The organism is Paracoccus sediminilitoris (genome assembly GCF_003259195.1).
GTDB lineage: Bacteria > Pseudomonadota > Alphaproteobacteria > Rhodobacterales > Rhodobacteraceae > Paracoccus > Paracoccus sediminilitoris.
In genome coordinates, this window is the sequence record NZ_QJPK01000001.1 from 519,687 (window position 1) to 543,001 (window position 23,315).

24 protein-coding genes and 1 tRNA gene are annotated in these 23,315 nt (G+C 65.9%); 18 read left to right on the top strand and 7 right to left on the bottom strand.

Annotated features, from left to right (window positions below; all coding sequences use genetic code 11):
* Positions 1-2 precede the first annotated feature (2 nt).
* Genes DKT70_RS02520 through DKT70_RS02530 form a run of 3 tightly spaced genes read right to left on the bottom strand, consistent with a single transcriptional unit; the run spans position 3 to position 3,372 of the window.
* Complete coding sequence (locus DKT70_RS02520; protein WP_111557647.1) at positions 3-1,310, bottom strand: NAD(P)/FAD-dependent oxidoreductase; 1,308 nt, start codon at positions 1,308-1,310, stop codon at positions 3-5.
* Positions 1,307-2,665, bottom strand: coding sequence for a glutamine synthetase family protein (locus tag DKT70_RS02525; protein WP_111557648.1), 1,359 nt, complete (start codon positions 2,663-2,665; stop codon positions 1,307-1,309). Before DKT70_RS02525 ends, DKT70_RS02520 begins: the two co-directional genes overlap by 4 nt.
* Positions 2,662-3,372, bottom strand: a complete 711-nt coding sequence (locus tag DKT70_RS02530) for a type 1 glutamine amidotransferase (protein WP_111557649.1) — start codon at positions 3,370-3,372, stop codon at positions 2,662-2,664. Before DKT70_RS02530 ends, DKT70_RS02525 begins: the two co-directional genes overlap by 4 nt.
* 138 nt (positions 3,373-3,510) lie before the next feature.
* Here DKT70_RS02530 and DKT70_RS02535 point away from each other — a divergent pair, with 138 nt between their 5' ends.
* The 12 genes from DKT70_RS02535 (at position 3,511) to DKT70_RS02590 (ending at position 14,737) form a co-directional block, all read left to right on the top strand.
* A complete protein-coding gene (locus DKT70_RS02535; RefSeq protein ID WP_111557650.1) occupies positions 3,511-4,638 on the top strand; it encodes an aminotransferase class V-fold PLP-dependent enzyme in 1,128 nt (375 codons plus the stop codon).
* A 64-nt stretch (positions 4,639-4,702) separates the two neighbouring features.
* Positions 4,703-5,167, top strand: a complete 465-nt coding sequence (locus DKT70_RS02540; RefSeq protein WP_111557651.1) for a GNAT family N-acetyltransferase — start codon at positions 4,703-4,705, stop codon at positions 5,165-5,167.
* Positions 5,168-5,250: 83 nt separating this feature from the next.
* Positions 5,251-5,327: transfer RNA gene (locus DKT70_RS02545), tRNA-Arg, on the top strand.
* 138 nt (positions 5,328-5,465) lie between these two features.
* The gene (locus tag DKT70_RS02550) at positions 5,466-6,263 is read left to right on the top strand and encodes a GntR family transcriptional regulator (protein ID WP_111557652.1); all 798 of its coding nucleotides are present in this window, start codon (positions 5,466-5,468) and stop codon (positions 6,261-6,263) included.
* Positions 6,260-7,762: an ABC transporter substrate-binding protein gene (locus tag DKT70_RS02555; protein ID WP_233490390.1), complete on the top strand. Its 1,503-nt coding sequence runs from the start codon at positions 6,260-6,262 to the stop codon at positions 7,760-7,762. Before DKT70_RS02550 ends, DKT70_RS02555 begins: the two co-directional genes overlap by 4 nt.
* A 9-nt stretch (positions 7,763-7,771) precedes the next feature.
* On the top strand, positions 7,772-8,701 hold the full coding sequence (locus tag DKT70_RS02560) for an ABC transporter permease (RefSeq protein ID WP_111557654.1): 930 nt from the start codon (positions 7,772-7,774) through the stop codon (positions 8,699-8,701).
* Positions 8,698-9,555, top strand: a complete 858-nt coding sequence (locus DKT70_RS02565; RefSeq protein WP_111557655.1) for an ABC transporter permease — start codon at positions 8,698-8,700, stop codon at positions 9,553-9,555. Before DKT70_RS02560 ends, DKT70_RS02565 begins: the two co-directional genes overlap by 4 nt.
* A 7-nt stretch (positions 9,556-9,562) precedes the next feature.
* On the top strand, positions 9,563-10,351 hold the full coding sequence (locus tag DKT70_RS02570) for an SDR family NAD(P)-dependent oxidoreductase (protein WP_199559512.1): 789 nt from the start codon (positions 9,563-9,565) through the stop codon (positions 10,349-10,351).
* On the top strand, positions 10,348-11,238 hold the full coding sequence (locus tag DKT70_RS02575; protein ID WP_111557657.1) for a polysaccharide deacetylase family protein: 891 nt from the start codon (positions 10,348-10,350) through the stop codon (positions 11,236-11,238). Before DKT70_RS02570 ends, DKT70_RS02575 begins: the two co-directional genes overlap by 4 nt.
* Positions 11,238-12,785, top strand: a complete 1,548-nt coding sequence (locus DKT70_RS02580; protein ID WP_111557658.1) for a gamma-glutamyltransferase — start codon at positions 11,238-11,240, stop codon at positions 12,783-12,785. The genes DKT70_RS02575 and DKT70_RS02580 overlap by 1 nt, the downstream gene beginning before the upstream one ends.
* Complete coding sequence (locus DKT70_RS02585; RefSeq protein ID WP_111557659.1) at positions 12,778-13,761, top strand: ABC transporter ATP-binding protein; 984 nt, start codon at positions 12,778-12,780, stop codon at positions 13,759-13,761. Before DKT70_RS02580 ends, DKT70_RS02585 begins: the two co-directional genes overlap by 8 nt.
* The gene (locus DKT70_RS02590; protein ID WP_111557660.1) at positions 13,751-14,737 is read left to right on the top strand and encodes an ABC transporter ATP-binding protein; all 987 of its coding nucleotides are present in this window, start codon (positions 13,751-13,753) and stop codon (positions 14,735-14,737) included. The genes DKT70_RS02585 and DKT70_RS02590 overlap by 11 nt, the downstream gene beginning before the upstream one ends.
* A 58-nt stretch (positions 14,738-14,795) precedes the next feature.
* Here DKT70_RS02590 and DKT70_RS02595 read toward each other — a convergent pair whose 3' ends face one another.
* Complete coding sequence (locus DKT70_RS02595; protein WP_111557661.1) at positions 14,796-15,536, bottom strand: MipA/OmpV family protein; 741 nt, start codon at positions 15,534-15,536, stop codon at positions 14,796-14,798.
* A gap of 112 nt (positions 15,537-15,648) precedes the next feature.
* The gene (locus DKT70_RS02600) at positions 15,649-17,499 is read right to left on the bottom strand and encodes an ABC-F family ATP-binding cassette domain-containing protein (protein WP_111557662.1); all 1,851 of its coding nucleotides are present in this window, start codon (positions 17,497-17,499) and stop codon (positions 15,649-15,651) included.
* A gap of 120 nt (positions 17,500-17,619) precedes the next feature.
* Between DKT70_RS02600 and DKT70_RS02605 the strand changes: the two genes are divergently transcribed.
* Positions 17,620-17,913, top strand: coding sequence for a DUF6525 family protein (locus tag DKT70_RS02605; RefSeq protein ID WP_111557902.1), 294 nt, complete (start codon positions 17,620-17,622; stop codon positions 17,911-17,913).
* A 52-nt stretch (positions 17,914-17,965) separates the two neighbouring features.
* Positions 17,966-18,943 carry a zinc-binding dehydrogenase gene (locus DKT70_RS02610; protein ID WP_111557663.1) on the top strand — a complete coding sequence of 326 codons (978 nt, stop codon included), beginning with the start codon at positions 17,966-17,968 and terminating at the stop codon, positions 18,941-18,943.
* 29 nt (positions 18,944-18,972) lie between these two features.
* On the opposite strand, the gene DKT70_RS02615 is transcribed toward DKT70_RS02610, so the two are convergent.
* Both DKT70_RS02615 and DKT70_RS02620 read right to left on the bottom strand, forming a co-directional pair.
* The gene (locus DKT70_RS02615; RefSeq protein ID WP_111557903.1) at positions 18,973-19,335 is read right to left on the bottom strand and encodes a YigZ family protein; all 363 of its coding nucleotides are present in this window, start codon (positions 19,333-19,335) and stop codon (positions 18,973-18,975) included.
* Between the two features lies 1 nt (position 19,336).
* Complete coding sequence (locus tag DKT70_RS02620) at positions 19,337-19,750, bottom strand: Fur family transcriptional regulator (RefSeq protein WP_072295327.1); 414 nt, start codon at positions 19,748-19,750, stop codon at positions 19,337-19,339.
* Between the two features lie 97 nt (positions 19,751-19,847).
* Here DKT70_RS02620 and DKT70_RS02625 point away from each other — a divergent pair, with 97 nt between their 5' ends.
* Genes DKT70_RS02625 through DKT70_RS02640 form a run of 4 tightly spaced genes read left to right on the top strand, consistent with a single transcriptional unit; the run spans position 19,848 to position 23,263 of the window.
* Entirely contained in the window at positions 19,848-20,723 is an 876-nt protein-coding gene (locus DKT70_RS02625) for a metal ABC transporter substrate-binding protein (protein WP_072295328.1), read from the top strand.
* Complete coding sequence (locus DKT70_RS02630) at positions 20,716-21,579, top strand: manganese/iron ABC transporter ATP-binding protein (protein WP_111557664.1); 864 nt, start codon at positions 20,716-20,718, stop codon at positions 21,577-21,579. The genes DKT70_RS02625 and DKT70_RS02630 overlap by 8 nt, the downstream gene beginning before the upstream one ends.
* Positions 21,579-22,439: a metal ABC transporter permease gene (locus tag DKT70_RS02635; RefSeq protein WP_111557665.1), complete on the top strand. Its 861-nt coding sequence runs from the start codon at positions 21,579-21,581 to the stop codon at positions 22,437-22,439. The genes DKT70_RS02630 and DKT70_RS02635 overlap by 1 nt, the downstream gene beginning before the upstream one ends.
* Positions 22,436-23,263 (top strand): metal ABC transporter permease, encoded by an 828-nt coding sequence (locus tag DKT70_RS02640; RefSeq protein ID WP_111557666.1) that lies wholly within the window; start codon positions 22,436-22,438, stop codon positions 23,261-23,263. Before DKT70_RS02635 ends, DKT70_RS02640 begins: the two co-directional genes overlap by 4 nt.
* Positions 23,264-23,315 lie beyond the last annotated feature (52 nt).

Here is a 23,315-nt window from a genome sequence, read left to right on the forward strand (position 1 = left end):
GTTCAGAACCCCAGCCGGTCGCGCAGCCCGAACCAGGCCATGCCCGCCACCAGCAGCGGACCGCGCAGCATCGCCCCGCCGGGGAAGGGCCGCGTCAGCACGGATGCCATGACATCGAACCGTTCGGCCTGCCCCGCCACCGCCTCGGCCATCAGGCGACCCGCAAGGGTGGCCATGGCGACGCCGTGGCCGGAAAAGCCGCTGGCCGACAGGCAGTTCGGCGCCGGACGGGCAAAGCAGGGCATCCGGTTCATGGTAATGGCCAGCGTCCCGCCCCAGGCATGGGTCAGCGCCACGTCGCGCAGCTGCGGATAGACCGACAGCAGATGTGGGCGCACCACCCCCATGATGTCGCGTGGAAACCGATAGGTGACGGTTTCACCCCCGCCAAAGACCAGCCGTCGGCGGTCATCCATGCGCCAGTAATTCACCACGAATTTCGTGTCGGCCACGCCGATGCGGTCGGGCAAAATCTCGGGGTGGCTGTCGCCCAAGGGTTCGGTTGCGACGATATAGTTGTTGATCGGCATGACCCGCGCGGCGACATGGCGGTCCAGATCCCCCAGATAGCCGTTGCAGGCCAGAACGACATGATCGGCGCTGACGCGGCCCTGCGCGGTTTCCACGCGCGAATGGCCGCTGGCATGGGTGGCGTGGTCGATCCGCGTGACCTCGCTGCCCTCGTGGATGGTGGCACCAGCGGCCTGCGCCTGCGCCGCCATGGCGCGGACCAGCGCCAGTGGATCGACGTGACCCGCGCCCCGGTCCAGATCGCCCCCGACATAGGCCGTACTGCCCAAGGCCCGCGCCATGCCGTCACAATCCAGCGGCTGCACGCGGTCGTAATCGTAATGGCGCGCCAGATGGTCGGCCATGTGGCGGGCATGATCGATCTCGGGGGTGGTGCGGCAGGCATGGGCGATGCCGTCGCGGACCGGGACGCCGCCCGCCTGTGCCAGGTCGCGCACCAAGGCCTTGGCTTCCTCGGCCAGGTCCCACAGGCGGCGGGCGGTGTCGCGGCCCATGCGCGCCTCGAGCCAGTCGACCTCTTGGCGCTGGCCCGAGCCGATCTGCCCGCCATTGCGCCCCGATGCGCCGAAACCCACCCGCTGTGCCTCGAGCACCGTGACCGACATGCCGCGCCGCGCCAGGTGCAGCGCCGCCGACAGGCCGGTATAGCCCGCCCCCACGACCACCACATCGGCGCGTTGATCCCCCCGCAGCGGGTCCAGGCGCCCGCTGTCGGCATCCCCGGCATAGAGGCTGGGCGGATATTCCCCCGGCCGGTCGTTCAGATGCAGCAGGTTCATACGTTCAACAGCAGGTGTTCGCGTTCCCACGGGCTGATGACCTGCAGGAACTCCTTGTATTCGTTTCGCTTGACGGCCTCGTAGACATCGGCGAACTCCTCGCCCAAGACGCCGCGCATGGCGGTGCTTTCCGACATCAGGTCCAGTGCATCGCCCAGGTTATAGGGCAGCTGGTCGTCCTGCGAGATATAGGCATCGCCCAGGCATTCCGCGCGCGGGCCTTCTTGTTCCAGAAGACCCAGATAGCCGCAGGCAAGGCTGGCCGCGATCCCCAGATAGGGGTTGCAATCCATGCCCGCCAGACGGTTTTCCACGCGCCGTGCCTCGGGGTCCGAAATGGGAATGCGCAGGCCGGTGGTCCGGTTGTCGCGGCCCCATTCCAGGTTGATCGGCGCCGCGAAGTCGGGGACATAGCGGCGATAGCTGTTCACATATGGGGCCAGCAGCGCGATGGCCGCGGGCAGGTGGCGCTGCATTCCGGCGATGAAATGCATGAAGGCATCGGTTTCACCGCCCTTTTCATTGGAAAAGATGTTCCGCCCGGTTTCCAGATCGGTGATGGAATGGTGGATATGCATCGCGCTTCCCGGCTCGCCCTCGATGGGTTTGGCCATGAAGGTGGCGAAACAGTCGTGGCGTAGGGCGGCCTCGCGGATCAGGCGCTTGAAGAAGAAGATCTCGTCGGCCAAGGCCACGGGGTCGCCGTGGTTCAGGTTGATCTCGACCTGGCCCGCGCCGCCCTCCTGCAGGATGCCGTCGATTTCAAATCCCTGCGCCTCGGCAAAATCATAGATGTCGTCGATGACCTTGCCGTATTCGTCGACCGCTGACATGGAATAGGCCTGCTTGGCCGCTGCCCTGCGCCCCGTGCGCCCCATCGGCGGAATGATCGGCTGGTTCGGGTCGATGTTGCGGGCGACCAGGAAGAACTCCATTTCCGGGGCGACGACGGGTTTCCAGCCCTTGTCCTTGTACAGCTGGACGACGCGCTTCAGCACGTTGCGGGGCGCGATGGGCACGGGGTTGCCTTGCTGGTCCAGCGCGTCATGGATGACCTGGATGGTCCAGTCGGCCGTCCAGGGCGCCGCCGTGGCGGTGGAATAATCGGGCTTCATCACCATGTCGGGTTCGGTGAAGGCCCCCGAAGGGTTGTCGGCCCATTCCCCCGTGATCGTCTGCAGAAAGATCGAGTTCGGCAGATAGAACTGTTCCTGGCGCGCGAATTTCGAGGCGGGCATCGCCTTGCCGCGCGCGACGCCCGCGATGTCGGCCACGATGCACTCGACCTCGTCCAGGCGGCGACCGGCGACGAAATCGCGGGCCGCCTTGGGAAACTTGTCGGTCCAATCGGTCATGCGGCACCTTGCGTATCGGGGCGCGTCAGGGCGCGCGGTTGCTTGAAGAAGGCCTCGATCTGATCGGCCAGCAGGTCCGAGCCGTCGGCCTGACCCATTCGGGCGCTGGCCTCTGCCAGCAATTCGGGCGGCACGACGCCCTTGGCGCGGGTGTCCATCAGGCCCTGCACGAATTCATCCTTGAATTCGGGATGCGCCTGGACGGTATAGGCGCGGTCGCCATAGATCAGCGCGGCGTTTTCGCAAAAAGCGTTGCGTCCCGCGACCTGGGCCCCTTCGGGCAGCGTCACGACCTGATCCTGGTGCCAGGCGTTCAGCGTCACGGGCTGGCCGCCGAAATCGTAGTCCTGCGTGCCCACGGCCCAACCGCCGGGATGCTTGATCACCGTGCCGCCAAGCGCCTGCGCGATGATCTGGTGGCCAAAGCAGATCCCCACCATCGGCACTCCATCGGCATAGGTCCGCCGGATGAAATCCTCCAATGGCGGGATGAAGGCGTGGTCCTCATAGGCGCCGTGGCGCGATCCGGTCAGCAGCCATCCGTCGGCGGCATGGGGGTCGTCGGGGAACTGCATCTCCTCGACGTGCCAGATGTCGAAGTCGAAGCCCCGTCCGCCCAGCAGGCGAACGAACATGTCGGGGTAATCGCCCAAGCTGTCCTTCAACTGCGCAGGCGACTGGCCGCATTGAAGTATGCCGATACGCATGGAAAACCTTGATGTTGCTGACAGCCTGAACCTAGTCGCGGGCATGGCGCGGGCGCAAGAGGCACTGCGCCCTTTGGCGCTCTGGCGGGGAAGGAACGGGCGCGCTAGGGTTCGCGCAAAGCCACGAAAGGACGCCCCATGCCCCATCAGCGCCCCGAAATCGACCCGCAGGGTCTGGACGAATTCTCGGTCGTGTTCACCGACCGGTCCCTGAACCACATGTCCCAACGCTTTCAGCAGGTGATGCGCGATCTGTCCGGCATGCTGGGCCAGGTCTATGGCGCCGCTGAAATCGCCATCGTGCCGGGTGGCGGCACCTATGCAATGGAATCGGTCGCCCGCCAGTTCGGCCGCGATGCCCATGCGCTGATCGTCCGGAACGGCTGGTTCAGCTATCGCTGGAGCCAGATCTTCGAAGCGGGCGGCTTTGCCCGCGACACGACCGTCGTCATGGCCCGCCCCACCGGCAACGCACCCCATCCCACCTATGCCCCGCCCCCCATCGATCAGGTCGTGGCCCGCATCCTGGAAACGCGGCCCGACGCGGTCTTTGCGCCCCATGTGGAAACATCCGCCGGGCTGATCCTGCCCGACGATTACATCACCGCGATGGCCGATGCCGCCCATCAGGTCGGCGCGCTGATGGTGCTGGATTGCATCGCCTCGGGCGCCATCTGGGTGGACATGAAGGCCACCAACGTCGACGTGCTGATCTCGGCCCCGCAAAAGGGGTGGTCGGCATCCCCTGCGGCGGGGCTGGTGATGATGTCGGAACGCGCCGCGGAACGGCTGGCCACCACCACCAGCGACAGCTTCGCGCTGGACCTGAAGAAATGGCGCGCGATGATGAAGGCCTATGAGGATGGCGGCCACGCCTATCACGCCACCATGCCCACCGACGCCCTGCTGGGCCTGCGCGATGCGATGCAGGAGACCATGGATTTCGGGCTGGAAACCGCCCGAGACGCGCAATGGGCGCTTGGCCGTGCCGTCCGTGCCGAACTGGCCGAACGCGGCATCGCATCGGTGGCGGCGCAGGGCTTTCAGGCACCGGGCGTCGTCGTCAGCTATACCGACGATCCGCAGGTCAAGTCGGGCAAGGCCTTCGCCGCCCAGGGTACCCAGATCGCCGCCGGCGTGCCCTTGGCCATCGAGGAAGGGGACGGTTTCTCGACCTTCCGCATCGGGCTCTTCGGGTTGGACAAGCTGAAGGACGTGGACGGCACGCTTGACCGCCTGCGGCCCGTCTTCGACAAGGTTCTGTAACCGGGAACATCGCCCGGTGCGCAGGACCGATCCCGCGCGCCGGGCACCACGAAAGGCTGCCTGAATGACCCCGACCATCCATCGCGAAAGCCCGCTCGGCGCCGATCTGGACTTGCTGTTCCAGCGCCACACCGCCGACATGCAGGCCGACACCCCGCCCGAATCGATCCACATGCTGCCGGCTTCGGGGCTGGCGCATCCCTCGATCGCCTTCTTCGTCATCCGCGACAACGGCACGCCCATGGCGATGGGCGCGCTGAAGGACCACGGTGAGGGCCACGGAGAGCTGAAATCCATGCATGTCCTGGCCGAACACCGCGGCCGCGGCCTGTCGCGGATGATGCTGAACCATCTGGTTGATCATGCCTTGGCCAATGGTCTGACCCGGCTGTCACTTGAAACAGGCGTCCAGCCGACCTTCGTCGCGGCGCGCGGGCTTTACACGCGCGCGGGCTTCAGCGAATGCCCGCCCTTCGCCGATTACCGCCCCGACCCCAATTCGGTCTTCATGACACGCGCGCTGCCGTGACGGCGCCCAGCACGCAATATGGCTTTGAAAGCCCCGCCGAAGAGCGCTAAACACCACCTGCGATCCCCCGCGGATCGCCAAGCGGCCCCGTAGCTCAACTGGATAGAGCACGGACCTTCTAAGTCTGGGGTTGGGGGTTCAAGTCCTCCCGGGGTCGCCACATCTTCAACATCCTAGCACTGGCCGTCGAAAGCGCGCTGAAAATGATGGCAGTCTTCACGGCTGTGGTCTAATGGTGCCCGTTTTTTATAGACATCTCAGGAAACGTCGTTGAACATGTCTTTAAGACAATCAGGACATGTTCATGTTTGACCCGCATTCCCCCTTTACCCCCGCGCCGGATCCGCTGCTGCCCCGTCAGAAATCCGATCTGGCCGAAGAACGGCTGCGGCTGGCGGTGCTGCATTGCCAACTGCCCCCCGGTACGACCGAGACAGAAGCCGATCTGGCCGACCGTTTCGGGCTGGGACGGGCCGCAACACGGTCGGCGTTGGCCAAGCTGTCGACGCAGGGGTTGATGCTGGCGATTCCGCGGCTTGGCTGGCGGGTGCTGCCGATGACCGGGGCCCATATCGGGCAGGTGCTTCACGCCATCGCCTTTGCCGAAGGTGCGCTGGCCGATGCCGATCTGACATCCCGCGACAAGGATCGCCTGCAGGAACTGGCTGCCATCGCCGCCACTCTTCGCGACCGGGCCGAACCTGCCGCCCGCGACAGCCTGCGCAGCTATGAGCGCATGGCGCGCGATCTGGCGGCGGACCGCATCAATCCCTTGATCGGCCAACTGCTGTCGACGCTGTGGGACAACGCCGACCGCATTCGCCGCTTCCTGGAAATGACGACCGGGGCGCGCTTGCCTGCCACCGACATGGCGGGCCTCTGCGATGCGCTGATCCGCGGCGATGCAGACGCGCTGGCGCGGGCCTGCCGCGCGGACCAGCAGGCCTTCCGCGATTTCGCGGCCGACGGGTTGATGCAGACCCGCAACGAATTGGAACTGACCCCTGCCCCAGGCGGCACCAAGACCGCCATGACGGCATTTTCCCGCCCGGATGCGGGCAAGGACGCCCCCACCCCAACCGTGAGGATAAAATGACATTCCGCATGACCCTGGCGCGCGCCGCAACCGCGCTGACGCTGAGCTTGGCCGCAGCCGTCCCGGCCATGGCCGTCGATTTCACGGTGGATCTGGTGAACGAACCTTCGTCGCTGGATCCGCATATGCAGTGGAACCCTGACAGCTATTACGTCTATCGCAACATCTTCGACAATTTGGTGACACGTGACGATGCGGGCAAGATCGCGCCGCAGGTCGCAGAAAGCTGGGAACAGCTGTCGAATACCGAATTGCAAATGACCATCCGCGAAGGCATCACCTTCCACGACGGCACGCCCCTGACCGCCAAGGACGTGGCGTTTTCCGTAAAGCGGATCACCGATCCCGAACTGGGCAGTCCGCAGCTGGGTCAGTTCAACTCGATCACCGATGCGGTGGCCAAGGATGACCGCACGGTGGTGCTGACCACCGCCAGCCCCTATCCGGTCCTGCTGGCGCAGCTGGTGAACCTGTCGATCGTGCCGCAGCACATCGTCGAGGAGATCGGCGCAGAGGCCTTCAACGAGGCCCCCGTCGGCAGCGGTCCCTACAAGTTCAACAGCCTGCGGCGCGGGGTCGAGGTGATCCTGGACGTGAACCCGGATTACTGGGGCGACAAGGGCCCGTTCGAACAGGTGGCTTTCAAGGCGGTGCCCGACGCCTCGACCCGGGTGGCGAACCTGCGGGCGGGAACGGCGGATCTGGTCGTGTCGCTGGACAGCGACCAGGTGATGCAGTTGCAATCGGCATCGGGCGTGCAGGTGCTGTCGGCGCCAAGCGAACGCATCGGCTTCATGGGCCTGAACACGCAGCGCGCGCCCTTGGACGACCCCGAGATGCGCAAGGCCGTCGCCATGGCCATCGACCGCGAAGGCATCGTCCAGGGCATTCTGGGCGGCGGCGAACAGGTGCTGGACCAGATGGCGACGCCCGCGCATTTCGGATATGTCCCCGATGTCGCGCCGATCCCCTATGACCCCGAAGCCGCGCGCAAGATCGTCGAGGCCAAGGGCGAGGCCGGGCAGGAACCGATGATCATCAAGACGTCCCCCGTCTTCGACCAGCGCATTGTCCAGGCGTTGCAGCAGATGCTGTCGGATGTGGGCTTCAACGCTTCGATCGACATGGTGGACATGGCAACCTATCTGGGCGACAGCCGTCAGGAAGACCGCAGCAAGCGTCCGATCCTGGGCTTTGGCCGATGGTCCTGTGCCTGTCAGGACGTGGACGGCGTGATCTTCCCGCTGCTGCATTCGACCTCCAGCTGGTCGCGGGTGGACGATCCCGAACTGGACGCCATGCTGGAGGAGGCCCGCGGCACCCTGGACGAGGGCCAGCGCATGGACGCCTATGCCCGCATTCAGGACCGCGTCGCGGAACAGCGCTATATCCTGCCGCTGTATCAGGCGGTGGCGCTTTATGGGGCGTCGGACAAGCTGGAATGGACGCCGACGGCGAATGAAAGCCTGTTCCTGAACCGCATGACCTGGTCCGAGTAAGGCCGCGCCATGCCGCTGTTCATCGTCAAACGGATCGGCCAAGCGCTGATCGCGCTGTTCGGGGTCATGACGCTGGTCTTCTTCATCCAGCGTCTGACCGGCGATCCGACCTATCTGCTGGTCCCAGAAAACGCGACCCAGGCCGATATCGAGGCGATGCGCCGCACGCTTGGGCTGGATCAGCCTCTGCTGGTCCAATACGGGCGCTTTCTGTGGGACATGGCCCATTTCGACCTGGGCCGGTCCTTCGTGCAGAACGTCAAGGTGACGACGATCATCGCCTCACGGCTGCCCTATACGCTGCAACTGGCGGGGGGCGCGCTGATCGTCGCGCTGGTGATCGGCCTGCCCGTCGGGCTGATCCTTGCGCTTGGGCGTCGCTTTGCCATCACCCGCGCCCTGATGGGGCTGGTGCTGGCCGCCCAGAGCATGCCGACCTTCTGGAGCGGGATCATGATGATCATGGTCTTCGGCGTCTGGCTGGGCTGGCTGCCACCCTCGGGGACGGGGTCGTTGCAGCATCTGATCATGCCCTCGATCGCGCTTGGGCTGCTCTCGATGGCGACCTATGCCCGCATTGCCCGCAGCGCGGTGCTGGACGAACTGTCCAAGGATTACATCCGCAGCGCCCGCGCCCGCGGCGTCGGTACGGGGCGGCTGGTCACCCATCACCTGCTGCGTAATTCGGTCATCCCAGTCATCAGCGTGACCGCGCTTGAAATCTCGCAGCTGCTGGCGGGTGCCGTGATCGTCGAAACCGTCTTTGCCTGGCCCGGCCTTGGCCAGTTGACGGTCGAAGCCATTGCCAGCCGCGATTTCGTCGTCGTGCAGGGCGTCGTGTTGCTGGGCGCCTTCGTCACCATCGCGGTGAACTTTGCCGCTGACATCCTCTATACCGTGGTCGATCCGCGCATCCGTCTGGGAGGGACGCGCCCATGACCGACATTGCAACACGCCTCCTCGGCCGCATCGGCCGCGGATACCGGGTCGTCGGGCCATTCTCGCTGGTGCTGGTCGCGCTGGTACTTGCCGCAATCTTCGCGCCCTGGCTCGCCCCGAACGACCCCAATTCGCAGAACCTGCTGGGCCGCCTGAAGCCGCCGGGAACCGAAGCGCGGGGAATCCTCTACCTGCTGGGCTCGGACGAGCTGGGGCGCGACCTTCTGAGCCGCATCATCTATGGCGCGCGGGTGTCGCTGTCGGTGGCGCTGTTGTCGGTGGTTCTGTCGGGCGTAGTCGGGACGACGCTCGGCATGGCGGCGGGCTATCTGCGCGGCTGGACGGAAGCCGTCATCATGCGGCTGGCCGACATTTTCCTGTCGATCCCCGCCATCCTTCTGGCGATCATCACAGTCGCGGTGCTGGGGCCAGGCTTCGTCAACGTCATTCTGGTCCTGGCGCTGACCCGTTGGCCGCGATACGCGCGCGTAGCCTATGGGCAGACCCTGTCGGTGGCGAACATGCCCTATGTTCGGCTGGCCCGCGCCATGGGGGCCAGCTGGCCGCGTGTCCTGCTGCGCCACATCCTGCCCAACATCATCGCCGCCATGGCCGTCATCGCGACGCTTGAATTCGGCCTGATGGTTCTGTTCGAGGCCGGGCTGTCCTTTCTGGGCCTTGGCGTGCAGCCCCCCACCCCCAGCTGGGGTGCCACGCTCAGCGTGGGGCGCAACTATGTCACCAGCGCGTGGTGGATTGCCACCTTTCCGGGGATCTGCCTGTTCCTTCTGGTGCTGTCGGTGAACCTGATCGGGGACCGCCTCAGCGAATATCTCAACCCAAAATCACGTTAGGCGGATCATGGATTTCAAGGATCATTACCACGGCAAGGGCGTCGTCATCACCGGCGCGGCCGGTCTTTTCGGGCGCGGCCTTGCGCAGACCTTTGCGGCCGCAGGGGCGCGGATCTGCGTGACCGATCGCGATCAGGACGCGCTGGACCAGCTGCTGGCAGAGCTTGACGTGCCGGGTTCCATGGCGGTGGCGGCGGACCTGACCTCGACCCCCGACATGCTGGCGCTGATCGGAACCGTCGGGCGGGCATGGGGCGCCCCCGACATCGTCATCAACAATGCGGCCATCTATCCAAGCCATTTCATGCTGGACATGCAGATCGAGGATTGGGACCGCATGATGGACGTGAACTTCCGCGCGCCCTTCGTGCTGACCCAAGGTTTCGCCAAGCAGATGATCGCGGATGGCCGCAAGGGCAGCGTCATCAATATCGGGTCGGGGGCGTCGCGCAAGATGCGCCTGACGGCCGCCCCCTATTGCATCTCCAAGTCGGCGCTGGACCGTCTGACCAAGGGCATGGCGCAGGAACTGGCGCAGTTCGGCATCCGGGTCAACGCGCTGGAACCGGGCTTCAGCGCCGGGTCCTCTGTCAGCAAGCTGTCGCAGGAACATGTCGACCGCGTGACCCGCGCGATCCCCCTGGGCAGGGTCACCAGCATGGATGATATCGGACCGGCCGCGATGTACCTGGCCAGCGATTTCGCCAGCTATGTCACCGGGACCACGCTGACCGTCGATGGCGGCAATTCCATCGGGACGCTGGACGTCTTTCAGGACAAGAAGACGCCGCTATGACCGCATTGTCCCCCGAGCCCGCCTATCCTTGGCCCCAGGGCAAGGCTTCGGCCTTCTGCTTTTCGGTGGATGTGGATGCGCATGCGCCCTGGCTCTGGGCCAATCGGGCCGACATGCCGCGCCTGCTGGGCCATCATGAACAGCGCAGTTTCGGACCGCGCATCGGCATTCCGCGCATCGCGGCGCTGCTGGCGGCGCATGGCATCAAGGGCAGCTTCTTCGTTCCCGCCATCGTCGCCGAAACCCATCCCTGGATGCTGCCCGCGCTGGTCGATGCAGGCCACGAGGTCGGGCTGCACGGATATTTCCATGAACTGGTCGCACAGGTCTCGGACGACCAGTTCACGCATTTCCTGGAGGGCGCAATCGGGCTGTTCCAGGCCCAGACCGGCCAGACGCCGCGGGGCTTTCGGTCACCTGCATGGGAAATGACGCCGTATATGCTGGCCGAATGCCGCAGGCTGGACCTTTATGATTCGTCCCTGATGGGGCTGGAAACCCCCCACAGCGTCGATGGCGTGACCCAGATCCCCGTCAGCTGGTCCACCGATGACGCGATCTTCTTCAAGTTTCTGGGCGGCGGCGGTGACATGGGCCCGCCCTTGGGCACCGATGCCGTGTACCGCGCCTGGACCGAGGAACTGCAGGCCAGCCGGCGCTATGGAACACTGATGATGCTGACGGTGCATGACTGGATATCGGGCAAGGCCGTTCGTGCGCAGATGCTGGACAAGCTGCTGGGCCATGTCACCGCCTCGCCCGACATCTGGATCGCCACTGCGGGCGAACTGGCCGCGTATCACCGTGCCCATGCGCCGGAACGCGACGCGCTGACGGCATCGCTGCCCGAAAGCCCGCTGAAACATCCCGCATGGAAGGACGCCTGATGCAGAACTGGACCATCCGCAAGCCACAGGTCGCTTCCGATCGCGGTATCATTGCCTGCCAGCATTTCGAAGCCGCAGAGGCCGGAGCCCAGGTGTTGCGCAATGGCGGCAATGCCATGGATGCGGCCGTCGTCGCGGCCCTGGTCCTGTCGGTCGTCGAACCTTGGCTCAGCGGGATCGGCGGTGGCGGGCTGATGCTGTGGGCGGATGCGCAGGGCGGCCCGGTCGAAAGCCTGGACTTCAATGTCCGCGCCGGAGAGAATTTCACCCCCGCGGATTACCCGCTGGTCGGCGGCAAGGATGGCGACTGGTTCGATTGGCCCGCCGTGAAGGATGACCGCAACCTGATCGGCTATCCCTCGATCTGCATCCCCGGCGCCATCGCAGGCCTGTCCGACGCTCTGGCCCGCCATGGCACCCTCTCGTGGCACGACGCCTTGCAACCGGCCATCGCATTGGCAGAGCGTGGGATGCTGGTCGACTGGTTCACCTCGCTGTGCCTGGCCATCGACGCGCGGGGGCTGGCGCGGTTCGACCATTCCGCGGCCCTGTTCCTGCAGGACGGCAAACCCCTGAACAGCGGAACCCAGACCCATCGCCCGATGCCCGCCAAGGCCGCCACCCTACGCCGCCTGGCCCAGGCCGGCGCCCGCGATTTCTATGAAGGCGAAGTGGCGCAGGGCCTGGTCCGTGATTTGCAGCAGGGCGGGTCCCAACTGACGGCCGCCGATCTGGCGGGCTATCGCCCGATCTGGAGCAGCGCCGCAAGCATCGCCTATGCAGGCCATGACATCCATGTGGTAGGAGAACTTTGCGGCGGCCCCACCATGTTGGAGTGTTTTTCCATGTTGCGCGAAAAGGCGTCGCTTGGGGATGATGCACAGGCCGCCGCCGCCTATGCCCGCGCCATCCGGACCGCCTATGAACACCGGCTGAAGACCATGGGCCATGGCGGGCGTGGCGGCAAGGATTGCACCAGCCACCTGTCGGTCGTGGACGCCGCGGGCAACATGGTATCGCTGACGAACACGCTTCTGTCGCGCTTCGGGTCCAAGGTGACGCTGCCCACGGCGGGCATCCTGATGAACAACGGCATGATGTGGTTCGACCCGCGACCGGGAACGCCCAATGCCATCGCCCCGAACGCGCGCCCGCTGGCGAACATGTGCCCCACCATCCTGACCCGTGATGGTCGTCCGGTCATGGCCATCGGCGCGGCGGGCGGGCGGCAGATCTTTCCGGCGATCACCCAGCTGGTGTCCTATGTGCTGGACCGCGGCATGTCGCTGGAGGAGGCCTTTCACGCCCCTCGCATCGATGCCAGCACCCCAACGGTGACGGTCGATACCGCGGCCCCAGACGGAGTGGCCGCCGCCGTGGGTCAGCATTACCCGGTCAGGATGGCGCCGAACGGGCTGCACCCGGTCAATTTCTCGATCCCATCGGCGGTCATGCTGGACCCGGCGTCGGGACGGCGCACGGGCATGGCCCATCCGGTCAGCCCCTGGACCGCCTGCGCCAGTGAAACTGTGGTGCCGCATGACTGAGCCGACGCTGCAGATTACCGGCCTGCAGGTGCAGGTCGGTCCCCACAAGGTCATCGACGGCGTGGACATCACCGTCCAGCCCGGCCAGATCGTGGCACTGGTGGGCGAAAGCGGATCAGGCAAAAGCCTGACCGCCCTTTCGGTCATGGGGCTTCTGGGGGGCAAGCTGCGTCACGCGGGCGGCACCATCAGCCTTTCGGGCAAGCAGGTCGATCACACCACCGAGGCCGCCATGCGTGCGCTGCGCGGCCAGCAGGTCAGCATGATCTTTCAGGAACCTGTCGCCTCGCTGAACCCGCTGCTGAGCGTCGGCGCGCAAGTGGGCGAAAGCCTGGTGGCGCATGGCAAGGCGGATGCAAGGACCGCGTGGTCCCGCGCGATAGACATGCTGCGTGACGTGGGCATCCCGGAACCGGAAAAGCGCGCCCGGCAATTGCCCTCGCAGCTGTCGGGGGGGATGTGCCAGCGGGTGATGATCGCCTCGGCGCTGATCGCGCGGCCAGAGCTGCTGATCGCCGATGAACCGACGACGGCGCTGGACGTGACCATCCAGGCGCAGATCCTGGAACTGATGCGGCAGCTGCGCGAACGGACGGGGACCGCGATCCTTTTCATCACCCATGATCTGGGCGTCGTCGCGGCCTTGGCCGACCGTGTCTGCGTCATGTATGGCGGGCGCATCGTGGAACAGGCCGATGTGGACGACCTGTTCGACGCCCCCGCCCATCCCTATACGCGCATGCTTCTGGCGACGATCCCGCGCTTGGACAGCCCGCGCAAGAAGCCTCTGTTCTCCATCCCGGGAACGGTGCCCGACCATGACGACTGGCCGCAGGGCTGCCGGTTCCGGACCCGCTGCCCGCTGGCCAGCGACCACTGCCTGCAGTCGCCGCCGCTGGAGCCCAAGGCTCCCGGCCATCTTGCGGCCTGCTGGCATTCCGACCAGGTAGCAGGGATGATCGACCATGACCGATAACGACAGGCCGCTGCTGCGCGTCACCGACCTGAAGGTGCATTTCCCCGTCGCAGGCGAAGGCTTCGGCAAGCCGAAATCGGTGGTCAAGGCCGTCGATGGGGTCTCGTTCGATGTGGCTGCGGGGGAAACCCTGGCGATCGTCGGCGAATCGGGCTGCGGCAAATCCACGACGGGCAACGCCATCCTGGGGCTGAACCCGGTCACGGCGGGGCGGATCGAATTTGCAGGCCGCGACATGGCCAGCCTGACGCGCGCCGAACGCGCCGCCCAGTGGCGCGACCTTCAGGTGGTCTTCCAAGACCCGGTCTCGGCGCTGAACCCCAAGCGCACCATCGGCCAGTCGATCGAGGAACCGCTGTCCATCCAGGGCGTCCCCGCCGCCGATCGCCGCGCCCGCGTGGCCGAGGTGATGGCGCTGGTCGGGCTGAACCCGTCGCAGCGCGACCGCTTTCCGAATGAATTGTCGGGGGGCCAGCGGCAGAGGGTCGTCATCGCGCGGGCTTTGGCCTATCAGCCCAAGCTGATCGTCTGCGACGAACCGGTCTCGGCACTGGACGTGTCCATCCAGTCGCAGATTCTGAACCTGCTGCTGCAATTGCAGCAGGACCTGGGGTTGGCGCTGCTGTTCATCTCGCATGACCTGTCGGTGGTGCGCCATCTGGCTGACCGGATCGCGGTCATGTATCTGGGCCATATCGTCGAGATCGCCGACACCGCGACACTGTTCGACAGTCCCGAACATCCTTATACGCAGGCGCTGCTGTCGGCGGTGCCGCAGCCCGATCCGCGTGCCGAACGAAACCGCCGCACGATCTTGCTGGAGGGCGATCTGCCCAGCCCGATCGACCCGCCCAAGGGCTGCCCCTTCGTCACCCGCTGTCCGATCCGCGAGGCGCGCTGCGCCACCGACAGGCCGTCGCTGGTCCCGATGCGCCCGGGTCAGCAGGTCAGCTGCTGGGTGCGCGCCGGAGGCTGAAACGAAAAACGGGGGCTGCCGCAAGGCGCCCCCGTTCCCCATCCGTCATGTCGCCCGATCAGAAGCCGAATGAGAAGCGGCGCGTCACGCCCAAGCGCAGCGAGGGCTGGTATTCCTCCTGCACGACCGGCGAATCGGCGGCGTCGCCGATCAGCTTGCCGTAACGCACTTCGCCCAGCAGGGCGGTGGTTTCATTCAACTCATAGCGCGCTTCGAAAGTGATGGCAGCTTCGTTGATGCCGCCACCGGGGGCATAGGCGTCCAGACCACTGGCCGCGCTTTCGTCGCCCGTCACGCCGAAATAGGTGTTGTTGTACTTGTCGTTGCCATAGCCGATCTCGGCGCCCGACCACAGGGTGACGCGGTCGCTCAGATCGGTGCGGTATTTCGCGCCGACCTCGCCGGTCAGGCCCTCATGGCCGTCAAAGCCGCGGCGCAGGCTGCCATAGGCCGTGACCGGACCTGCGCCATAGCTGACCCGCAGGCCCAGCTCGTAGGCGCGGTTGATGTCGTCCAGACCTGCCAGAGCATCATTGTCGTCGCTTTCGCGCTCACCCTCGGTGCCGAAGGACGGGGCGATGGAGAAGCCTTGCGCCTGATCGCCGCCGGGCGTGCCGAAGCCGGCATTGCGCCAGATGATCCACGGGGCGGCCTCGCCGTCATCGGAACCCGGATAATCGGGACCGTAAGACGCGCCCAGCCCCAGATCGGCCGAGAAGGTGCGCCCCCCGGACGTGCCGAAATCCTGCGCATGCAGCGGGGTTGCAATCAGGATGGCAAGGGCCAAGGCGTATTTCATCGGGCGATTCCACGGGCTGAGAGGGCGTTTCCCCCTATTAGGTGCTGAAACCGCATCGGCACAACCGCCCACATGGACGCAACCGCAGGTAGGCGCATTTTCGCAACAGCGCCTAGCCCTTTTCGGCCCGATCCAGTTTCTCCAACGCAGTCATCCACAGTTCTTCCGCAAAAGCCAGCGCCTTGACGGCCTCGGTGCGCTTGGCGCCCCATTTCTTGGCCTCATAGGGGTCGTGATACAGGTTCGGGTCGGCCAGCTTGACGTCCAGCTTGCCCATCATGTCGGTCAGCTTCTGGACACGCTCCTCGGCCTTGCGCACCTCGGATCGCAGGCCCAGCACCGCGTCGCGGGACGGGCGCTTGGGGGCGGGTTTCGCGGCTTCGGCGGCCGGCTTGGCGGGCGCGTCGCCTGTCAGCAGGAACTTGCGGTAATCATCCAGATCGCCCTCATAGGGGCCGACATTGCCGTCCTTGACCAGCCACAGGCGATCGGCCACCAGCCCCAGCAGGTGCATGTCGTGGCTGACCAGCACCACGGCGCCGGTGTAATCGTTCAGCGCCTCGGACAGGGCCTCGCGAGATTCGATGTCCAGGTGGTTGGTCGGTTCGTCCAGAATCAGCAGATGCGGCGCGTCGATTGTGGCGATCAGCAGCGACAGGCGGGCCTTCTGGCCACCCGACAGCTGACGGACCAGCGTCTCGGCCTGGGCCTCCATCAGGCCGAAACCGGCCAGGCGGGCGCGTTGCTTGGCCTGACCTTCATTCGGGCGCAGGCTGCGGATGTGATCCAGCGGCGTTTCGTCCAGATGCAGTTCGTCGACCTGGTGCTGGGCGAAATAGCCCACGCGCAGCTTGTTCGACCGCGTGATGTGCCCCGACATGGTCCCAAGCCGTTCCGCCAACAGCTTCGACAGCGTCGATTTGCCCTGTCCGTTCCGGCCCAGCAGCGCGATCCGGTCATCCTGGTCGATCCGCAGGTGCAGCTTTTGCAACACGGCGCGGTCGCCGTAACCCACCGAGACACCCTCCATCGCAACGATGGGCGGGGACAGTTCCTCGGGCTGGGGGAAGGTGAAGCGGTGGAACTTGGCTTCCTCGGGGGCGGTGATCGGCTCCATCTTGGCCAGCATCTTGACGCGGGCCTGGGCTTGGCGCGCCTTGCTGGCCGTGGCGCCGAAGCGGTCGACAAAGCTTTGCAGATGGGCGCGGCGTTCGGATTGCTTCTTGGCCTCGGCGGCCAGCAGGGCGCGCTTTTCCGCACGGATGCGGGTGAAGCTGTCATAGCCGCCCGTGTAAAGCGTCAGCTGCTTGTTTTCCAGATGCAGGATGTGGCCCACGGCCCGGTTCAGCAGGCCACGGTCGTGGCTGATGATGATGACGGTATGGGGATAGCGCGCCAGATAGCTTTCCAGCCACAGCGCCCCTTCCAGGTCAAGATAGTTCGTCGGTTCGTCCAGCAGCAGCAGGTCGGGCTGCGCGAACAGCACCCCCGCCAGCGCGACGCGCATCCGCCAGCCACCCGAAAAATCGCTGGTCGGTCGCGCTTGGTCGGCGGTCGAAAAGCCCAGGCCGTCCAGGATCGTCGCAGCCCGGGCCTCGGCGGACCAGGCGTCGATGTCGGTCAAGCGGGTCTGGATGTCGGCGATGCGGTGGGCGTCCGTCGCGGTGTGGCTTTCGGCCAAAAGCGCGGTGCGTTCCTCATCCGCGTCCAGCACGGTGTCCAGGACGCTGCGATCGGTGGCGGCCGATTCCTGCGCGACGCCCCCGATCCGGGCGCGCGTGGGCAGGCTGATCTGCCCGCCATCCAGCGCCAGCTGACCCCGGATCAGCCGGAACAGCGTCGTCTTGCCAGCCCCGTTCGGCCCGACCAGACCCACCTTGTGGCCTTCGGGGATAGAGGCCGAGGCCCCGACAAACAGGGGACGGCCCTGCACGTTATATGTGATGTCATCTATACGCAGCATGTGCGGGGCATGACCGATGCCGCGCGGGTCGTCAATGGTGCAAGCGGATGCACAAGCTGGACTTGCCATGCGTTATGTTATAAAATAACGATTTTGATGCATGACAGTCTGAAGGCCCAAATGACCTCTTCCAGCCCCCTCACGCCCGGCAATCTGGGCCGCACGTCCATCCGCCTGACGCGCCGCAGCACGGACCCCATGGCCGATTTCGACGCCCTGCCCCCGCCCCTGCGCCGCTGGCTGGCCCATGCCGATCTGCCATGGTCGCCCGCATCCTGCCTGAAGCTGTGGCGCAAATACCGCGGCGCGGGCCTGCCGACCAACCAAGTGCTGGACCAGTTGGCACGGCTGCAGGCGCGCAAGCTGGCGCGGCTGGACATGACGGCGAAGTTATTCCCGCCCTCTGGCGAATAGGAAGCAGGCTTCCCACGTGGGGTGCAGATCACATCCTGAAAGGACAGAAGAGATGCGCGCCATCAGATACGACGAATTCGGCGACCCGGCCCAGGTTCTGGGCATGGCCGACACCGACCGGCCCGAACCCGGCCCCGGTCAGGTCCTGCTGCGCGTGATCATGTCCCCCATCCACAATCACGACCTGTGGACCATCAAGGGCCAATACGGCGTCCGCCCCGACCTGCCCGCGACCGGCGGCAGCGAGGCCGTCGGCATCGTCGTGGCCGTCGGCCGCGACGTAGACCCCGAACTGACCGGCAAGCGAGTCGCCGCCGCGGGCCTGGCCGGGTCCTGGGCCGAATACGCGCTGGCCAAGGCTGCAGCCGTCATCCCTATCCCCAAGGAAATGCCGGACGAAGCCGCGGCCCAGCTGATCGCCATGCCCTTCAGCGCCATCACGCTGCTGGAATTCCTGAACGTCGAGGCCGGTGACCGGGTCGTCCAGACCGCTGCCAACGGCGCCGTCGGCAAGATCATGACCGTCCTGGCCGAACAGCGCGGCATCCGCCTGCTGAACCTGGTCCGCCGCAAGGGTGCGGCCGAGGAATTGGCCCGGATGGGCATCACCGACATCGTCTCGACCGATGATGACGACTGGATCGACCAGGCCCGCAGGATCATCGGGCAGGACGGCGCACGGGCCGCCATCGATTCGGTCGGCGGCGACGTGGTCCCGGGTCTGGTCGACCTGCTGGGCCAGGACGGATTGCTGGTTACCTTCGGCAGCGCCGATGGCGGCACCCTGCCGATGCCGGGCAGCCAGCTGATCTTCAAGCAGCTGACGGTCAAGGGCTTCTGGGGCGCCAAGGTGATGGAGGCGACCAAGCCGCAGGATGCCCAGCGCATGTTCGGCGAATTGATCGGCCTGGTCATGGACGGCAAGCTGAAGCTGCCTTCGGGCGGCGATTTCGGTCTGGATCAAGCCACCGAGGCCGTGAATGCCGCGACCACGCCCGGCCGCGACGGCAAGATCATGTTCAAGCCCTGATATCCCCGGCCCCGCGCACCTGCGCGGGGTCAGCCATCCTTGTGGCCGGTTTCGCGCAGATAGTGACGCACCGCGTCGATCACATGCCGGAACCGGTCGCCCCCCAGATGCTTGCCACCATACCATCGCGTGACGATCACCACGTGATCGCGCAGTTCGGCCCGCTCCAGCATCTGCAGGATCAGCGCGCCCGCGCCGCTTTCGCCGTCATCCTCTTTCAGGGGGCCGTCCTCTAGAACCGCGGCCCAGCTGTGATGCGTGGCCTTGGCGAAACGCTTGTTGCGGCGCAGTTCGGACAGCACCTGCTTGATCTGGGCCGCATCCGCCACCTCGGCCCCCGAAACCGCATAGCGCGATCCCCGGTCCGAGATGATCTTGTCGAAGACCCGCATCTCAGCGCCGCCGGACATAGAGTTCCAGCCGGTGATGCACGATATCATAGCCCATTTCCGCAGCGATTTCCGCCTGCAGGCGTTCAATGCGGTCATTGGTGAATTCGATCACCTCGCCGCTGTCCACGTCGATCATGTGGTCGTGGTGGCGCTGGTCGGCAGCCTCCCACCGGGCGGGTTCGCCCTGGAATTCCAGCTTGTCGATCACCCCCTGCGCCTGCAGCGTGGTCAGCGTGCGATAGACGGTAGCCAGCGACACCCCCGCCCCCGCCGTCACCGCGCGCGCATGCAGTTCGGCGGCGTCGGGGTGGTCGTCCGCCGCAGCGATCACCCGCAGCAGCGCCGCCCGCTGTCGCGTCACCCGCACGCCCGCCTGCCGCAGCGCCTGTTCCAGTTTCGTGGCTCGTCCCGTCATGGAGCCATCCTGCCGCAGGCGCGCATCAGTTGCAACTGGTTCTCAACTGTTGACAGTTGCGAATGATTTGCAGATAACGGTCCCCGAGGAGAGACCCATGTTCCGTTTCCTGACCGCCCTGGCCCTTTGCCTGCCTGTCACAGCCCAGGCCGAACAGCTGAAGGTCGCCACCAGCTTTACCATCCTGGCCGACATGGCCCGCAACGTGGCGGGCGATCTGGCGCAGGTGAATTCGATCACCCCGCCGGGGGCCGACATCCACAATTACCAGCCGACGCCGGGCGACATCATCGGCATCGCCGATGCCGATGTCATCCTGGTCAACGGGATGAACCTGGACCTGTGGGCGCAGCGGTTCCTGGCACGGATTGGGGATGTGCCGGTGGCGACCCTGTCGGACGGGGTCACGCCCGTTTCTATCCAGGGGGGCGATTACGACGGGCTGCCGAACCCGCATGCCTGGATGGCGCTGGATTCGGCGCAGATCTATGTCGACAACATCGCGGCGGCGCTGGCCGGGGTCGATCCCGACAATGCCGACGCCTATCGCGCCAATGCCCTCCGCTACAAACAGCAGATCGCCGACACCATCGGCCCCCTGCGAGACCGCGCCCGCGCCCTGCCCCCCGAACGCCGCTGGCTGGTATCGTCCGAGGGCGCGTTTTCCTATCTGGCACGCGATTTCGGCCTGCAGGAACTGTTCTTGTGGCCGATCAATTCCGACGGGCAAGGCACGCCCCAGCAGGTACGCCGCCTGATCGACAACATCCGGCAGGCCAAGGCGCCGGTCATCTTTTCTGAAAGCACCGTGTCCGACCGGCCCGCGCGCCGCATCGCGCAGGAAACCGGCGCCGATTATGGCGGGGTTCTGTATGTCGACAGCCTGTCGGCCGCCGATGGGCCGGTGCCCACCTATCTGGACCTGCTGCGGGTCACATCCGAAACCATCGTCACGGGGCTTGACCATGATTGACGCCGATACCCTTGGCCTGCAGGTGCGCGACCTGACGGTGGCCTATCGCAACGGCCATACCGCGCTTGGCGATGCCAGCTTCGAGGTGCCCCAAGGGTCGGTGACCGCGCTGGTGGGCGTCAACGGCGCGGGCAAATCGACGCTGTTCAAGGCGCTGATGGACCTGCTGCCGCATGCCTCGGGGCTGGTGCGGATCATGGGGCTGCCCGTGCGGCAGGCGCTGTCGCAAAACCTTGTCGCCTACGTCCCCCAGGCCGAGGAGGTCGACTGGTCCTTTCCGGTCCTGGTCGAGGATGTGGTGATGATGGGCCGATACGGGCATATGGGTTTCCTGCGCCGCGCCAGACCCGCCGACCGCAAGGCCGTCGACGATGCCATGGCCCGCGTGGGCATCGGCGAATACCGCCACCGCCAGATCGGCGAACTGTCGGGCGGCCAGAAGAAGCGCGTCTTCCTGGCCCGCGCCTTGGCGCAAGAGGCCCGCGTCATCCTGCTGGACGAACCCTTCACCGGCGTCGATGTGCAGACCGAACAGGCCATCATCGCCCTGCTGCGCCAGATGCGCGACGAAGGCCGGGTGATGCTGGTATCCACCCACGATCTCGGCTCGGTGCCGGAATATTGCGACCGCGTGGTGCTGGTCAAAGGCACCGTGCTGGCGTCGGGTCCGACCGAGACCACCTTTACGCCGGAAAACCTGCGCATCGCCTTTGGCGGCGTGTTGCGCCATTTCGTGCTGGGCGGCACCGACCTGCATCAGGACGCGGATGCGCGCAACGTCGATGTCTTCACCGATGACGAACGCCCGCTGATCTTCTACGACGACCAGCACCACCGCACCGGAGGGTCGCGCTGATGCTGGACCTGCTGCTGACCCCCTTTACCTATGGCTACATGGCGACGGCGATCTGGGTCTCGGCCCTTGTCGGCGGCGTCTGCGCCTTCCTGTCGGCCTATCTGATGCTGAAAGGCTGGAGCCTGATCGGCGACGCCCTGTCCCATTCCATCGTGCCGGGCGTGGCGGGGGCCTATATGCTGGGCCTGCCCTTCGCGCTTGGGGCGTTCCTGTCTGGCGGGCTGGCGGCTTTGGCGATGCTGTTCCTGAACACCCGCACGGGGCTGAAGCAGGATGCGGTGATCGGGCTGATCTTCACCGGCTTCTTCGGCATCGGGCTGTTCATGGCATCGCTGAACCCCGTGGCGGTGGACATCCAGGCCATCACCATGGGCAACATCCTGGCCATCGCCCCTGCCGATATCCTGCAGCTGGCCCTGATCGGAGGCATATCCCTGATCATCCTGCTGGCCAAATGGCGCGACCTGATGGTGGTCTTTTTCGACGAAAGCCATGCCCGCACCGTGGGTCTGCACCCCGCACGACTGAAGGCGCTGTTCTTCACCCTGCTGGCCGCGTCCACGGTGGCGGCGATGCAGACGGTGGGTGCCTTTCTAGTCATCGCGCTGGTGGTGACGCCGGGGGCCACGGCCTATCTGCTGACCGACCGCTTTCCGCGGCTGATCATGCTGTCGGTCGCCATCGGCGCGCTGACATCGGCCATCGGGGCCTATGCCAGCTTCTTTCTGGACGGCGCGCCGGGGGGCATCATCGTGACGCTGCAGACGCTGCTGTTCCTGGGGGCCTTCGTCTTTGCACCCACCCACGGGCTGTGCGCCGCCCGCCGCCGCGCCCGCGCCGCGATGGAGGGTCACGCATGAACGCGCTGCTTCTGCCCTTCAGCTTTCCGGTGATGACCGATGCGCTGATGATCGCGGTCATCGTCGCCGTGCCCGCCGCCCTGCTCAGCTGTTTCCTGGTCCTGAAAGGCTGGGCGCTGATGGGCGACGGGATCAGCCACGCGGTCCTGCCGGGCATCGTTCTGGCCTATGCGCTTGGCTTTCCGCTGATCATCGGCGCCTTCGTGGCCGGGATGATCTGCGCGCTGACGTCGGGCTGGCTGGACGCCAACAGCCGCATCAAGCCCGACACCGCGCTTGGCATCGTCATGGCGGGGATGTTCGCGGTCGGGCTGATCCTGTTCACGGCCATGCCCAGCAATGTCCACCTGGACCATATCCTGTTCGGCAACATCCTGGGCATCGGCCCCGCCGATTTTGCCCAAGCCCTGCCCATCGCGGTTGTCGTGACGCTGGTGCTGGTGCTGAAATGGCGCGACTTCGCGGTGCAGGCCTTCGATCCGGTGCAGGCGCGGGTTGCGGGTCTGGCGACCGGCTGGCTGCATTACGGGATGCTGGCGATGATCGCGGCATCGGTGGTGGCGATGCTGTCCTCGGTCGGCATCATCCTGTCGGTGGGCCTGCTGATCGCGCCCGGCGCCATCGCCTTCCTGCTGACGCGCCGCCTGCAGGCGATGATGGCGGTGGCCGTGGGCGTCGCGGTGGGCGCGACCGTGCTGGGCATCTGGTCCAGCTTCTGGCTGGACAGCGCCCCAGCCCCCACAATCATCGTCATCCTGACGGCGATCTTTGTCGGGACCTTCATCTGGCGTCAGTTCACCGGGCCGCGCGGCGTCCGCATCTAGGCCCTTCAAGGCCCCTTCAAGGCGGCGCGGGAACATGCCAGCATGACCCGCC